The 13,566-nt window shown below is 69.7% G+C and carries 10 protein-coding genes and 1 tRNA gene; 1 reads left to right on the plus strand and 10 read right to left on the minus strand.

Annotated features, from left to right (window positions below):
* Positions 1-85: 85 nt before the first annotated feature.
* A complete protein-coding gene (locus ACETK8_RS14220) occupies positions 86-1,300 on the minus strand; it encodes an acyl-CoA dehydrogenase family protein (protein ID WP_374036490.1) in 1,215 nt (404 codons plus the stop codon).
* A gap of 83 nt (positions 1,301-1,383) precedes the next feature.
* Positions 1,384-1,689: an SCP2 sterol-binding domain-containing protein gene (locus ACETK8_RS14225; RefSeq protein WP_374036491.1), complete on the minus strand. Its 306-nt coding sequence runs from the start codon at positions 1,687-1,689 to the stop codon at positions 1,384-1,386.
* Between the two features lie 166 nt (positions 1,690-1,855).
* On the opposite strand from ACETK8_RS14225, the gene ACETK8_RS14230 reads away from it, so the two are divergent.
* Positions 1,856-1,947, plus strand: a tRNA-Ser gene (locus ACETK8_RS14230).
* 153 nt (positions 1,948-2,100) lie between these two features.
* On the opposite strand, the gene ACETK8_RS14235 is transcribed toward ACETK8_RS14230, so the two are convergent.
* The 8 genes from ACETK8_RS14235 to ACETK8_RS14270 form a co-directional block, all read right to left on the minus strand.
* A complete protein-coding gene (locus tag ACETK8_RS14235; RefSeq protein ID WP_374036492.1) occupies positions 2,101-3,345 on the minus strand; it encodes a DUF3363 domain-containing protein in 1,245 nt (414 codons plus the stop codon).
* A gap of 253 nt (positions 3,346-3,598) precedes the next feature.
* On the minus strand, positions 3,599-4,543 hold the full coding sequence (locus ACETK8_RS14240) for a DUF2493 domain-containing protein (RefSeq protein ID WP_374036493.1): 945 nt from the start codon (positions 4,541-4,543) through the stop codon (positions 3,599-3,601).
* A gap of 332 nt (positions 4,544-4,875) precedes the next feature.
* Positions 4,876-5,091, minus strand: a complete 216-nt coding sequence (locus tag ACETK8_RS14245) for a GcrA family cell cycle regulator (RefSeq protein WP_374036494.1) — start codon at positions 5,089-5,091, stop codon at positions 4,876-4,878.
* Positions 5,092-5,208: 117 nt separating this feature from the next.
* Positions 5,209-5,625: a single-stranded DNA-binding protein gene (locus ACETK8_RS14250; protein ID WP_374036495.1), complete on the minus strand. Its 417-nt coding sequence runs from the start codon at positions 5,623-5,625 to the stop codon at positions 5,209-5,211.
* Positions 5,626-5,658: 33 nt separating this feature from the next.
* Positions 5,659-6,021 carry a single-stranded DNA-binding protein gene (locus ACETK8_RS14255; RefSeq protein ID WP_374036496.1) on the minus strand — a complete coding sequence of 121 codons (363 nt, stop codon included), beginning with the start codon at positions 6,019-6,021 and terminating at the stop codon, positions 5,659-5,661.
* 118 nt (positions 6,022-6,139) lie between these two features.
* Positions 6,140-10,432 (minus strand): strawberry notch-like NTP hydrolase domain-containing protein, encoded by a 4,293-nt coding sequence (locus ACETK8_RS14260; protein ID WP_374036497.1) that lies wholly within the window; start codon positions 10,430-10,432, stop codon positions 6,140-6,142.
* Positions 10,433-10,565: 133 nt separating this feature from the next.
* Entirely contained in the window at positions 10,566-12,614 is a 2,049-nt protein-coding gene (locus ACETK8_RS14265) for a ParB N-terminal domain-containing protein (RefSeq protein WP_374036498.1), read from the minus strand.
* A gap of 54 nt (positions 12,615-12,668) precedes the next feature.
* A complete protein-coding gene (locus ACETK8_RS14270) occupies positions 12,669-13,562 on the minus strand; it encodes a toprim domain-containing protein (RefSeq protein WP_374036499.1) in 894 nt (297 codons plus the stop codon).
* Between the last annotated feature and the right edge of the window lie 4 nt (positions 13,563-13,566).

The raw sequence follows: 13,566 nt of genomic DNA on the forward strand, positions 1-13,566 counted from the left end.
GCTGACACAGGGTGTCAGCAGGCCACGGTCAAGCGCAGCGCGGTCTTCGCCCCCGCGACGATGCGCGGGGGCGAAGAGGGGGGCCTCAGCGAACCGGCTTGCCGCCGTGCTTGGCGTATTCCAGCCGGGCGATGGTGCGGTTGTGGACCTCGTCCGGACCGTCGGCCAGACGCAGGGTCCGGACCGTGCCGTACATCTCGGCCAGGGGCGTATCGCCCGAGACGCCGGCGCCGCCGAAGGCCTGGATGGCGTCGTCGATGATCTGCAGCGCCATGCGGGGGGCCGCGACCTTGATCTGGGCGATTTCGGACTTGGCGTTCTTGGCGCCCGCCTGATCGATCATCCAGGCGGCCTTCAGCACCATCAGGCGGCACATCTCGATATTGGTGCGGGCTTCGCCGACCCGCTGTTCCCACACCGAATGCTCGGCCAGCTGCTTGCGGAAGGCGGTGCGGTTCAGCAGACGCTCGCACATCAGCTCCAGCGCCCGTTCCGCCGCGCCGATCACGCGCATGCAGTGGTGGATACGGCCCGGCCCGAGGCGCCCCTGCGCGATCTCGAAGCCCCGCCCCTCGCCCGCGATCAGGTTCTCGACCGGGACGCGGACGTTCTCCAGCACGACCTCGGCGTGGCCGATCGGGCGCTCGTCATAGCCGAACACGGTCAGCATGCGCTCGACGCGGAAGCCGGGGGTGTCGGTGGGGACCAGGATCTGGGACTGCTGCTGGTGGGTGGCGGCGCCCGTGTCGGTCTTGCCCATGACGATGGAGATGCCGACGTTCGGATGGCCCATGTTGGTCGACCACCATTTGCGGCCGTTGATCACATACTCATCGCCCTCGCGGACGATCGAGGTCTGGATGTTGGTGGCGTCGGAAGACGCGACGGCCGGCTCGGTCATCAGGAAGGCGGAGCGCAGGGTCCCGGCCATCAGGGGCTTCAGCCAGCGTTCCTGCTGGGCCGCGTTCCCGTACATATGGAGCACCTCCATATTGCCGGTGTCGGGGGCGTTGCAGTTGAACACCTCCGGCGTCCACAGGCCCGCCCGGCCCATGGCCTCGGCCAGCGGGGCGTATTCCAGATTGGTCAGGCCCGCGCCGTGATCGCCCGGCAGGAACATGTTCCAGAGCCCTGCGTCGCGCGCCTCGGCCTTCAGGGCCTCCATGGTCGGGGACTGGACCGTGTGGTCGCGGTGGATGTCCGCCCAGTAGTCGGCCGTGCGCGGCGCGACCTTGTCGGCGAGGAAGCGATTGATCCGCTCCTGCCAATGCAGGGCCTTGTCAGAGTGTTTGAAGTCCATGGTCGTTTTCCTTCCCCGATATGCGAACGGCGCGATCCTAGGGGACCGCGCCGTCGTGACCTATAACTTTTGTCAGCAGACCACTAGCGCTTCAGCAGCGGGGCCAGCTTCTGGGCGATCATCATGTCGCCGGCGATCTTCAGCTTGCCCTGCATGAAGGCCATCATCGGGTCCAGCTGACCCTGCGACAGAGCCATGAAGTCGTCCCAGTTGATCGAGACCGTGGCGTCGGCGGGCTTGTCGTCGTTGGTGACGGTGTTCGGAACCGAGGCGCCGTCGATGAAGATCTTGCCCACATCGCCCAGGTCGATCTTCACGGTCTTGCCCAGACCGGAGTTGTCGCCCACGGCGCCGCGGATGTGTTCGGTGACTTGAGCCAGATCGGCCATGGTGTCGTCTCCCTAAGACGGTGGAGCCGAATGCCTATCCCTCCCCGCCCCGGCTCACAAGATCACGTCGGGGAAACCGGGCGACGGGTCGCAGGGCGACAAACGACAATCTGTGCATTCGGCGCATTGCGCCCCGGCGCGGGCTCCGCTATCGAGCCTGCCTGCCGGAGACGTGGCCGAGTGGCTGAAGGCAACGGTTTGCTAAATCGTCGTACCGGGTAACCGGTACCGAGGGTTCGAATCCCTCCGTCTCCGCCAGACCCCTTGATTTCATTGAATTTTTCGGGGATTTTCCGGCCAACCCACCAATCAACCCGCCGTATTTTTTGCGCCTGCAGGCCATTTCGCGCGGTTTCACTTGGTAAGGTTTGAGACCTGCTCGCCATGGCCGGGAAGGCCGGGCTTCACAAGTCAGAGGGCCGCGCCACGATTGCGTCCGGCATTCCGGTGGAGAATCACCCCGGATTGAGTGGCCTCAAGCTGAATCTCCTGACCAACCTCCGGCCGGGAGCCCGAGGCTCGAATGCGCGCATAGTGCTCAACACCGGCCACATCGCGGACGATCACAAAGGGCGCGGAACCGAGCTCGTCATGATGTCCGCTGCGAACCACGCGCCCGGTGACCGGCTGGCTTCCAAGGGCGCGGACGTCTCGACTGCCTGCCATGCGACGCTCGTGCATTGTGCGGATCATGTCCTTGTCCAGTTGCAGTCGCCTGAGCGTCGGTTCGAGGTCGGGGTGCAACCGATACCCACGTGCGATGGGCGTCGCGAGACCAAGCCGCTCCAGATGTCTAAGGCGTCCCCTCGAAAGGGCGTGCCAGGGTCCGGTCCCGACCCCGTCGGTCACCTCGGCATGCGTGTCTACGGCTTCTAAAAGCCGCCGATCAAGTCCGGTGAACCGGTCCGCTTGCGTCTGCCTCCAGATGCGCCTTTCCGCCTCTCCCCTTGTGAGATCGCCCAGACGTTCCTGGGCCGCCTCCTGGGCACGACCACGGATGCCGTACGCGATATAGTCACGCGGAATGACGAGATCCCTGCCGTCAGCCTTGCGCCCTCGGACCAGCACATGGGCGTGGGGCTTCTCGGTATCGAAATGGCAGGTCGCCATCCAGGTCAGATCGGGCTGACCCAGGTCGGCGGCTACGCGGCCCATCACGTCACGCACATAGCCTTTAAGGTCGTCGATCCGGTCCCCATGCTCCGGCGAGATGATCAGTCTGAAGTGATGGCGGTCCTCTACCCAGGCGGCAGGTAAGCCGGTGGGATCGATGGCGTCCTGATCGCGGTCGAAGAACTCCGGCCGGCTTCCCTCCTGACCCGCGCCGGCTCGTCCCAGATAGACGATGTGACGGCTCAAGCCCGCCGCCCGGTCGACACCCCGGCCGGTATGTCGTGAGACGAGCGCCTTGACGATGACGGCCTGACGCACATCCAGTCGAAAGGGCCGACCGGACCGGACCTGGGCGGACCTGAGAACCCCGGAACGATCACCGCGTGAAAACAGGCGCGACGCGGCGAGACGCTGCAGAAGGGCGAGACGCGCGCTCGCACTGTCGCCCTTCAGCGTCTGCGGAAGTCGGACGCTTCCTGCTTTGGAGGGCACTTGTTCCGGACTGGTCGTAAGCCGTTCCTCCATGGCCTCACGCAGCAGCACGGCACCATCCCCATCCAGCAGAACGGAAGCAACTCACCACGACTTGCGAAAATCCGGACGAGGGCCTCCAAGCCGCTGAATCTAGGGGCTAACCAGGAAGCAAAGAACCCACCTTTTATCTTGCCTTCCTAACGATTCCGAGACGCGATCAATCCAGATCAATACAGGCCAATCACCGCCGCCCGGATGGCCAAACGCGAAAAACCCGCCCGGCCGAAGCCGAGCGGGTCTACGACGTTTCAGAAGAAGGCGGTCAGGCGGCCCGTGCCTTGATGGCGACGTGCCGCAGCCCGTTCTCAAGGGCCTTCTGCCCGAGGTTGAGCGCCGGCCCAAACGGCCGTTGATCGGCTCGCTCCCGATCCACCGAATGAACCAGGGTGAGGCAAACCGTCGGCTCGAGCGCGATCAGCTCGTCGTTCGCCCGGAAGGGAGCCGCCTTGCCGTGGGTGTCGAAATCCGCCCGGGCCAGGATCAGGGTCACCCCCTTCTGCTGGGCCCATTTGATGGCCAGCTTTTCGGAGCCCTTGGCCCCGGTGGTGGCGAGCGCCATGTCTGGCCATTGCTGGCGAGCCCAGTTCAGGGCGTCGAAGATCCGCCCGGCGTCCTCGGCGCTGTCAGCCATCGGCGCGCCCCGGAAGGCGATCACGGGCCCGCCCGGATCGGCCTCTCCCGCTCGTCTCCGGCGGATGGCCCGGATGGCCTGTTTGGCCTCCAGCTGAGCTGCCGTCAGATGGGTGCCCCGCCGTGAGCCGCGCCAGGCGGTCCAGACTTCCCCGGTCGCAACCGTCCAGGTCTCGGCGGCCGCGTCCCGGATCCGTTCGCAGGCCTGGGTGGCCACATCACCCGTCCGGGCCTTGGCCGTCGCCTCCTGGAGTTCGGTGTCGGCCGCCTCGGAGCCGTCGAAGTCGCGGTCGAGCGATCGCATCGCATCGCGCGCCCGGTCCGCCTCTCGTTCGATCCGTCCCGCCGCCGAGTGGAAGGCACCGATGAGGGCCTCTCCGAGAACGATGCGATAGTCCTCCAGCGCGGTGTCGCTGATGACATCCACCAGCTCGGTCATGAGGACACGCCCGAGCTGGACCAGGGCCTCTTCGGTGGGATGAGAACGCGGATCGCCCAGCGAGGCGGTCAGGTCGTCGAAGGCGGAGTCGCTCTTGTGGGAAGCGGATGCGGTGAAGGGATGGCTGAAGCCGGTCATGAGATCATTCCTTGAGATGAAGAATCGCCGTGCGCCCCAAGCGCAACGACCCCGGTCTTGGCCACGGCGGGGCCCCCGGCAGTCACCGGAGGAGGCCGCCCTTGCGGGCTTCGGAGGGGAACGGCGCAGCCGTTGACTTCCGGGGTGCCGTGACAAGATCGGAGGGCGTTGTGTGGGGGCAGGTCCTCGCCCGCTTCGGGGCGAGGACACCGGTCGGCGCCGCTGCGCCGAGGCGAACAGCCGGACACCGATCTTCGGGTCCGTCGGCGTCGGCGAGCCGACGGCGCCCCGCCGCCGTCATGGGCCAGGATTGCCTCGTCGCGTCTCAAGCCTCAGACCAGGCTTGCCAGCCGCTCCAGCGAGTTCGCGGTCTCGCGGGGCCGCCGGTAGGCGATCGCCCCATGACAGTCGCAATAGGCTCCGCGAACGCGTGCACCTCCACACACGGCGAAGTCAGGATGACCGGGTTCGCCGATCGGCCAGCGACAGGCGCTGCGGGACACTGTGAGCACGTGTGTTCGGGTGTCGGTCCTGGAATCGGATGTCATGGGATGAGGTCCTCTCGATCGAGCCCGATCGGCTCGCCCCTCACCGCCCTTCCTCTCGTCTCCGGCCAGGAAAACGGCCCCGCGCTGTCGCGCGGGGCCGATCAGGCTCGGGACCGATCAGAAGGGAATGTCGTCGTTCAGATCGTAGGTGCCCGCCGGCTCCTCGACTTGGGGATCCTCGGTGTCTGCCGCCTTTCGGGGCGTTTGGCGGTTCTTCAGCCGGATGTCGTCCACCACCACCCGCAGGTCGTAGTGTTCAACATTGTCCCGGCCAGTCCAGCTGTCGTTTTCGACATGTCCCTGGATGACGACGCGGGTGCCCTTGCGCGCGAAGGGCTGGATGTATTTTTCGGCGGTCGCCTCGCTGAAGCAGATGCAGTTGAAGCCGGTGGTGCGCTCACCGGTCGTGCCATCCGCCCGTCGGAACCGGGCGGACTCCAGAACGCGGAAGCTCGCGCGCTTGCGGCCCGAGCCCTCGGCGGAGAGGATTGAGGGATCGGCGGCCAGATAGCCTTCGAGGATGAGGGTCTGCATGATCAGTCTCCTTGAGATGAGGGGTATGGGGTCTCAGGCCGCCGCGCGATCGGCGACGGGCGCTCCGGTTTCCGCGTCGCGGTTCGCGGCCCAGTCGAGGACGGTCAGCCGTCCGACCACCAGTTCCTTGGCGGCCCGTTCGGTGCCGTCGCGGGCCGTATAGGTCGTGTCGACGAAGGTGCCGGTGACGATCGCCTCGCAGCCCAGGGCGAGGCCGGGGGCGATCACCTTTTCGTTGAGGCCCCTGGACCAGCTGACGCAGTTGACGCCGACAAGCCGGTCCTTGCCGGCCCCGTCCACGCCGCGCTTTTCGATCAGCCGGAACACCGCCTTGGCGAAGTCGTCGCTGACCTGGGGGTCGGCCGCGAGCCGGCCGGTAAACACCATGAATTGCATGTCAGTCTCCTGTGGATCCGAGGCGCCAAGGGAGCGGTTCCCCCTCATCCCGCCTCGTCCGACAGGGCCCTTTCCCCGCCCTCCACCGGACGGGGCCTTTCGCCCCGCCCGGCAGGCCTCAGGCCGCGAGACCCTCAAGCACCGTCTGGACTGGATGCCGCCGCAGAACGGCCTGCACCACCTCCGGCTGATCGACGGGGATGAAGACCCGGGGCGTGAAGGCGATGATCTCGACGAAACATCCGAGAGCCACCAAGGCGTCGCGGTCGGTCCGTCCGCCCACCACTTCGATCCGCCAGCGGTCCATCACCCGGGCCCGCTTCAGCCACAGCCCGCCCTCGAGCGAGAGCTGGACGCCGTTCTCGACCAGGGCGGTCGTGGTCCGCCCTCCATCCGACCAGACCGTCGCCACATCGGTCAGGCCGAGCGCGGCCTTGAGCGACTGGGCCTGGACCGGATCGAGCACCCGCCCGAGCCAGCGCCGTCCGTCCGGGGCCCTGACGCGGCGCACCGAACAGCCCCGCGCCGGCAGACGACCCCAGATCGGCAGCAGCAGGCCGGTCGCCAGGGTCAGCTCCCGCGATCGCCAGGGGTCCGTGTGGGCGACCTCCGCCTCCCATGCCCGCCGCCAGTGCTCGGCCGTCGCCTCGCGCCAGGAGGATTCGGCGAAGGCCTTGTCCGGCATCAGTTGGCGGTCGTCGGGCCGGACCAGCCGAACGGCGCTGACCAGGCGATCGGTGTCGCTGGCGGTCGTCAGACCAAGCTCGACGAGCGCCGCTCGCCCCGATCGCTCATTGATCGCGAAGGTGAAGGCTCCATCCCGGCTCAGGGCCAGGGCGAGGGCCGCGTCCGCGCCGAGGAGGTTGCGGCGGACCCGGAGCGCGAAGGTTACCAGATCGGTGCGGGCCGCGGTCGTAGGGTCCGTCCGGATGGTCTCTTCGGACAGAACGTCCAGCTCCTCGGCCTCGATGTCCTCCAGCCCCCGGTCCAGCTCGCCGGACGCGGCCGCCCGCTCCAGCAAGCCCGAGAGGATGTCGTCAAACGCGGCGAACAGGGCGTTCTGGTCGGCGATCCGTAGCGCCAGGAGCCGGTTGAGGAAGGTGGGGATCGGCGGCAGGGCATCGGTGGGCTTCAGACCGCCGTCGGCGTCCAGAAGGTTCAGCCCTGTGCGGGTCGAAAAGGTCTCCAGCGTCATCGCCGGCAGGTCTCCGAAGGCCAGCGCACCGTAGAAGACCAGAAGAGCTCGACGGGCCCAGGGGCTCTCCAGATTGTCCTCGGCCCGGAACAGGCCTGCCCCCGCCGTGCGCCGCTCGCCCCGGGTCAGGGCCCCAAGGGTGTCGAGCCGGCGCGCAATGGTGGAGATGAACCGCTTTTCGCCCTGGATGTCGGTGGTGACCGGCCGGAACAGGGGCGGGCAAGCCTGGTGGGTCCGGTGGCTCCGGCCCAGCCCCTGGATGGCGGCGTCGGCCCGCCAGCCGGGTTCCACCAGATAGTGGACACGGCGTTGACGGTTCGCGGCCGACAGATCGGCGTGATAGCTGCGGCCGGTTCCGCCGGCGTCGGAGAAGACCAGCACCCGCTTGCGCCCGGACATGAAGGCGTCGGTCTCGGCGCGCGCGGCCGAGCTACCCCGCCGCTCGACGATCCGGCGGCCGTCTCGCACCACCACCCGACGGCTCCTCCCGGTGATCTCGGCCACCCCGTCCGTGCCGAAGGCCTCCAGAAGGGCGTCGAGTACCCCGGGCACGGCGGGCAGGCCCGCCATGCGCGCGATCAGGAAGGCGCGTCGTTCGACCGCCTCGCGGCTGACGGCCGGACGGCCGTCGACCATGACCGGGACCAGGGTCACCCCGCCCTCCCCATCCTCGATCGCCTCCATCAGATGGACAGGGAAGGCCTCGCGAAGATAGTCGAGCACATACTCCCGAGGCGTCAGGTCGATGGACAGATTGTTCCATTCCTCGGGCGGCACGGAGGCAAGGCGCCGTTCCATCACCGCCTCATTGGTCGAGACGATCTGGACCACGGCCGACCGGTTCTGGCCGAGATCCTCGCGGATCGCGGCGACCAGTCTGGGGGCCTTCAGCCCCGCCAGGAGATGGCCGAAAAAGCGCAGCTTGGCCCCCTCGAAGGCGGATAGGGCCGCCCCGGCGGCCATCGCGCTCTTCGGCCGGCCTTCGTCATCGCTGACGCCCGTGGCCTTCAGCGCCTCGGCGAGATGGGCGTGGATGATCTGGAAGGCGTCAGCCCAGGCGTCCCAGATCGCACCGTCGTCCGGCGTCAGGGGGTGGACGAGCGGTTCGTACTCAACGCCTTCGAACGAGAGGCTTCGCGCGACATAGAGGCCGAGCGCCTTCAGCTCGCGCGCGACGAGCTCCATGGCGGCCACCCCGCCGCGATCCATGGCCTCCAGAAAGTCCGCGCGGGAGGTAAAGGGGGCTTCGGAGCCGCCCCACAGGCCCAGCCGGGCGGCATAGGCCAGGTTCTCGGCCGTGGTCGCGCCCGTCGCCGAAACATAGAGCACCCGGGCCTGCGGCAGACGGTTCTGCAGCGCCAGGCCCGCCCTGCCTTGCAGGGATGGCTTGCGCGACCCGCGCGATCCCTTTCCGCCTCCGGCGGCATTGGCCATGGCGTGGGCCTCGTCGAAGGCGATGACCCCGTCGAAGTCGCCCCCGAGCCAGGCGACGATCTGGTCCAGGCGCGAGGCCCGCTCGCCCCGGGCCGGCTGGCGCAGGGTCGCATAGGTGGCGAACAGGATGCCGCGATCAAGCCGGATCGCCTCACCCTGTTTCCAGCGCGACAGGGGCAGGATCTCGTGGGCCCCGCCCCCGATCGCGGCCCAGTCGCGACGCGCGTCTTCCAGCAAGGCGTCATTGCGCGACAGCCACAGGGCCCGGACACGGCCCTGGGCCATGTTGTCGGCGATCACCGCGGCGATTTGGCGACCCTTGCCGCACCCGGTGCCGTCCCCGAGAAAGAAACCCCGTCGCATCTGCGGGGCATCCACTTCGATGTCCGGCACCAGACGGATCTCGTGATCCGCCTCCCCGATCCGCCACCGGCCAGGCAAATAGGCTGCGTGCGCCTCGCCGGCATAGATCACCGTCTCGGTCTGGGCGTCGGAGATCCGCCCCTCGGCCCTCAGCACCGGTGGCAGGACCGGTCGGTAGGACGGCGCGGGCGGCGCGATCGAGGCCATGGGGCCGGACTCGACCAGGGGCGAAGGATGGGGACGCTCCGGCTCGAGGACGATCCGCGCCAGGGCATGCGCCTGATAGAGGCCCACATCGCGCCCCTCTCCGCCCCAGTCGCGGGTCTCGTAGGCCAGGGGGGCCGCCCCGCTGAGAAAGCCGAACCGTCCGGACGGCAGGGCGATCCCCCGGGCGCGGAGAGCCGGCGGGCCGGCGGGGACCGGGACGCTCACCGGACGCGGCCTGGCCCCCCGCCGCTGCGGCAAGGCCGAGACCCGGGCCGCGGTCTCGGCCAGGTCCCCGCCGGCGATCACCTCCGGGAGGACGGTTCGTCCGGGGACAGCGCCCTCGCCCCGGCGGTCCATCACCAGGAGGCCGGTCTCGACGGAGGTGCCGTGCCGGGCGAAGGCGCGGGGCGGCAGGCCGATCCGTCCGACGACCTCGCCGCGCTGGGACAGCGCCGCCAGAAGGCCGGGATCATTGAGGGCAGAGTCCGGCACGATCGCGGCCAGACGGCCGTCGTCGGCAAGGGACTGCAACCCCGACGCCAGATGCGCGGCGAGATCCGAGAATGTGGGATTCATCACGACGACATCGAAGGTGCCGGCGTCTTCGAGGAGATCATGGAGATGCCGGGCGTCCAGCCGACTCGGGGCCGTGGACGGGAAGAGCCCGTCCAGAAGCGCCGCCCGGTGGTCGTCGCGCTCGTTCAGCGTCAATCGGCCGCCGAGGGCCTCGGCGATCACCGCCACGAGCCCGGTGCCGGCCGAGGGCTCCAGGATCCGGTCGCCCGGCCGGATGCCGCCGGCCAGGGCCAGGAGCGCCGCCCACTGGGGCGGGGTGGAGAACTGATCCCGGGCGACCTGGTCCTCGCTGCGGCGGGTGTGGGTCAAGCCGAGATCGGACAGCCGGGCCAGCAGTCCGGCGACCGCGGCCGGCGTCTCCTCGAGCCGGTTGAGCTGAGGCGTCAGGCGCCGGATCTGCAGAACCGTCGCCGCCTCGATCGCGTCATAGGCGTCGCGCCAGCACCAGGCGCCCTGGGCGTCGGTCGCGCCGAAGGCGGTGGTCATCACGGCCGACACCCGACGTCGGTCCAGGGGACGCGACCGCGCCAGACAGGGGGTCAGGGCGCGCGCGGCCGCGAGGATGTTGGCGGGCGTGTCCGGGGCCGCCGCCCGGGGGAACAGGTCCAGGCCGGCGCTTGGGGCTGAGAGGGTCATGATCGGGCTCCGTGGCCGGAAGCGGGGGCGCATCCCCCTCGGTCCTTCCGGCCCGCCCCGCCCGGCCCTTCCGCCTCCTTTCGCGGCCGACGACGAACGCCGCCCCGCAAGGCGCGGGACGGCGTCCCCGGGATCAGGCCGCCGCGGCGGCGAGCGCGGCCTGCCCCTCCGCGGTGATCTCGAACGCGCCGGCTCCCTCGGCGTCCTGCGACGGCTCTGTCTCATCGTCGCTCCGCGTTCCCGGGTCGCCATCCCCAGCCGAGGCGCGCCAGGACAGGTCCGGCGGCGCCCAGCGACGCTCGGCCGCCTGTTCGGCGACCCAATCGACGAGTTCAGTCTTCTTGAGCCCCGCCGCGCGCGGATCCTCGGCCCCCATGGTCGTGAGCATTCCGGTCAGGAGCGCCCTGGAATGGGCCTGGAGGAAGGGCGGATCGGGCGTCAAGTGCAGGGTGATGTCGGCCTCGCACAGGGCGGCGAGCTCGGTGGCCTCGGACCGGGCCGGTCGCCGCACGAGATCTGTCCGGGTCTCGCGCGCATCCAGGCTGAGGGCGACCAACTCGGCCAGGAGACCCATCTTCTCACCATGGGGCAGACCGTGGATCCAGGCGATCACCGTCTCACCCGAAGCTACGAAGGCGGCGTGACGATCCTCCAGCCGACGGCGCACCGCCCCGTCCAGGGCCTCGATCACCCGACCCCCCGTCGGAGCGAAGCCGCTGGCGACCAGGGTGAGCGCCGAGTCGCTGCGGGCGACCCGGGTCCTCAGCACCAGGACAGTGAAGAGCCGGGCGATCATGGCCGTCAGGGCCGCGCCTGGGTCATCGGCCAGGGCCCGGATGAGGCCGCGGGTCGCGACCTCGGTGCGCAGCGCGTGAAGGACGTGGTTGACCCCGTCCGTCTCCGGCTCGGCCGGTTCGACCGAAGGCGGCACATAGACCGGTGTCGCCGGCACCTTTTCCGCAGCCGCCGCCGCGTCGCCGGGCTCGTCCATCTCCGGCACCTCGGGCGTGTAGCAGCGGACGTCCACGCCGACGCCGCCCGTCGGCCAGAGGGCGACGGTCGTCACCAGTCGATCGCCCGCGCCCGCCTGGTCCAGGGCGATGCGGGCGTGGACCCGGTCCACGATCGTCCGGTCGATCACATCCACCGACGCTTCGGTGGCAAGGGCGTCCCGCACCGCCTCGGTCCGCTGGTGAAACAGCTCCCGCTGGTCGCGATAGCGGGCGCGGAGATCGGACGACAGGTCGCCCTCATACACCCATCCCAGGGCCTCGAGCCCCTCCGGCGTCTCCGGTTCCGCCCCGGCGCTGAGATGGACGGCAAGCCCCTCGGCCTCAAAGACGGCGGCGAGACCCCGCACCCGGTCCAGCCAGGCCTGGGCCAGGAGATCGGGATCGAGCAGGACATCGGGCAGTTCGCCGAAGAGGTCGCTCTCGGTGCGCCCTCCCGCCCGGGCGTAGGCGTCCGGACCCACGAGCGCGCAGCGGCGATCGCGCGTCGTGACCCGGGCGTCGTCCAGCCGCTCGAGAATGCGCCAGTCCTGGAAGCCATGGCCGTCCACGACCGCCTCGGCGATCTCGGCCTGTTCCGCCGCGTCCGGCAGGCGGGCCAGGAGCCGCGCCTGTTTGAGGCTCATCCGGCCCGCCTTGAGCGCCACAAGCGCCGCCGATGGCAGGGCCGCGAGAGCGGACAGCCGCTTGATCTCGATCTCGGCATAGCCGAGGGCGCGGGCGATCGCCGGGATCGTCAGCCGTGACTTCAGCATCCGGCCGATGGCGGCGATGACGTAGGCGACATGAACCGGGACGGCGGTATTGGTCAGCAGGACCGCCGCCGCCTGGCGCGCGGGATCGGTCTCGACGAAGACCCGCACCGGATAGTCGGCGTCGATCTCGCCGGCATCGCGCAACAGGCCCAGGGCCAGCAGGCGACGGCGACCGTCCAGGGCCATGAAGGCGGCCTCCTTGCGTCCCCTGCCCGGACGCACTGTCAGGGGCTGGAGCTGGCCCGCGGCCCGCAGGGTCGCTGCGAGAGTGGGGATTTCTTCGTCCGGGGGCTCGCCGCAGCGCAGATTCTCCCGCGCGATATCGAGGTCGCCGAGCCGGACGGTGCGATCGTCGCGATCCAGGACGACGGCCGGACGGGTTCCGCCGTCCGGTGTCGGGGTGGAGGTATCGGTCATGAGGGTCTCTCCCGCCGACCGGCGGAGCCATCCCCGCCGCATCGACACCCCTCATCAACCTTCCTTCCCCTCTCCAGCCTGGGCCGCATCGTTCCAGTCGCCGTGGGGCGGATCGGGCCAGATCGCTTCGACCGCGAGGCCCGCCGCGGTCAGTCGGGCCCGCAGCCGCTCCGCCGCCGTCTCTCCCGCCGCGCCGCGGTCGGCAGCGATCAACACCGACCGGACGGTCTCGGGCGGTGTCCAGCGCGCCAGGTTCTGGGCGCTCATCAGGGCCCAGCCCCGAAGACCGAACCGCTCCATGGCCGAAAGCGTGGTCATCACTCCCTCCCCCACCAGCATGGACGCCCCCGGCACCGCCAGACGCACCGCGGCCCCGCCAGGGACGAGGCCAACGGTCTTGCGGGGCACCGCCAGGCCCGTCGCCAACCGTCCCGCGGGGTCCAGATAGGTCACTTCCACCCCCGTCAGCCGGTCCTCGCCGTCGCTGATCCGCGCCACCAGCGCCGGGCGAGTGGAGGTCCCGCCCCGGTAGACTGCCAGAGGCACGCCCGCATTGTGGCGCAGGCTTTGCGCCCTCGCCCCGCAAGTCACGCCACGCCGGTGCAGGTGAAGGGCGGCGGGCGTAGCCTCACCAAGGGGGTGGCCCTCGTCCCAAAGTCTCGTGGCCACGGCGAGGCGCACACGGGCGTCCGGGCGGGGTGCCGACCCTTCGACAGAGCCGATGCCCGTCAGCCGCCCCTCAGCGTCGATGAGGCCGCGCCGGGCAAGGTCGTCGCGCGCGGCGCGCCAGTCGACGGATCCGAAGCCGTGGATCAGGACCCGATCTCCGGCGAGAGCGAGGGAGATGGAGCGGTCGGCGGCGCTGTGACCGGGCGCGGGGACATTGGCGCGCGTCCCGCCCTGATAGAGGTCGCCGCCCAGCGCAGCGACGAGGCGGCGAAGGGTCATGGCC

The sequence above is a fragment of the Brevundimonas staleyi genome (genome assembly GCF_041893865.1).
Lineage (GTDB): Bacteria > Pseudomonadota > Alphaproteobacteria > Caulobacterales > Caulobacteraceae > Brevundimonas > Brevundimonas staleyi.

What these genes read in the sequence shown, in the direction of transcription:
- ACETK8_RS14260 (WP_374036497.1), bottom strand. Translation starts at nt 10,432, where the DNA reads ATGACCCTCTCAGCCCCAAGCGCCGGCCTGGACCTGTTCCCCCGGGCG.
- ACETK8_RS14220 (WP_374036490.1), bottom strand. Translation starts at nt 1,300, where the DNA reads ATGGACTTCAAACACTCTGACAAGGCCCTGCATTGGCAGGAGCGGATC.
- ACETK8_RS14255 (WP_374036496.1), bottom strand. Translation starts at nt 6,021, where the DNA reads ATGCAATTCATGGTGTTTACCGGCCGGCTCGCGGCCGACCCCCAGGTC.
- ACETK8_RS14265 (WP_374036498.1), bottom strand. Translation starts at nt 12,614, where the DNA reads ATGACCGATACCTCCACCCCGACACCGGACGGCGGAACCCGTCCGGCC.
- ACETK8_RS14240 (WP_374036493.1), bottom strand. Translation starts at nt 4,543, where the DNA reads ATGACCGGCTTCAGCCATCCCTTCACCGCATCCGCTTCCCACAAGAGC.
- ACETK8_RS14225 (WP_374036491.1), bottom strand. Translation starts at nt 1,689, where the DNA reads ATGGCCGATCTGGCTCAAGTCACCGAACACATCCGCGGCGCCGTGGGC.
- ACETK8_RS14270 (WP_374036499.1), bottom strand. Translation starts at nt 13,562, where the DNA reads ATGACCCTTCGCCGCCTCGTCGCTGCGCTGGGCGGCGACCTCTATCAG.
- ACETK8_RS14245 (WP_374036494.1), bottom strand. Translation starts at nt 5,091, where the DNA reads ATGACATCCGATTCCAGGACCGACACCCGAACACACGTGCTCACAGTG.
- ACETK8_RS14250 (WP_374036495.1), bottom strand. Translation starts at nt 5,625, where the DNA reads ATGCAGACCCTCATCCTCGAAGGCTATCTGGCCGCCGATCCCTCAATC.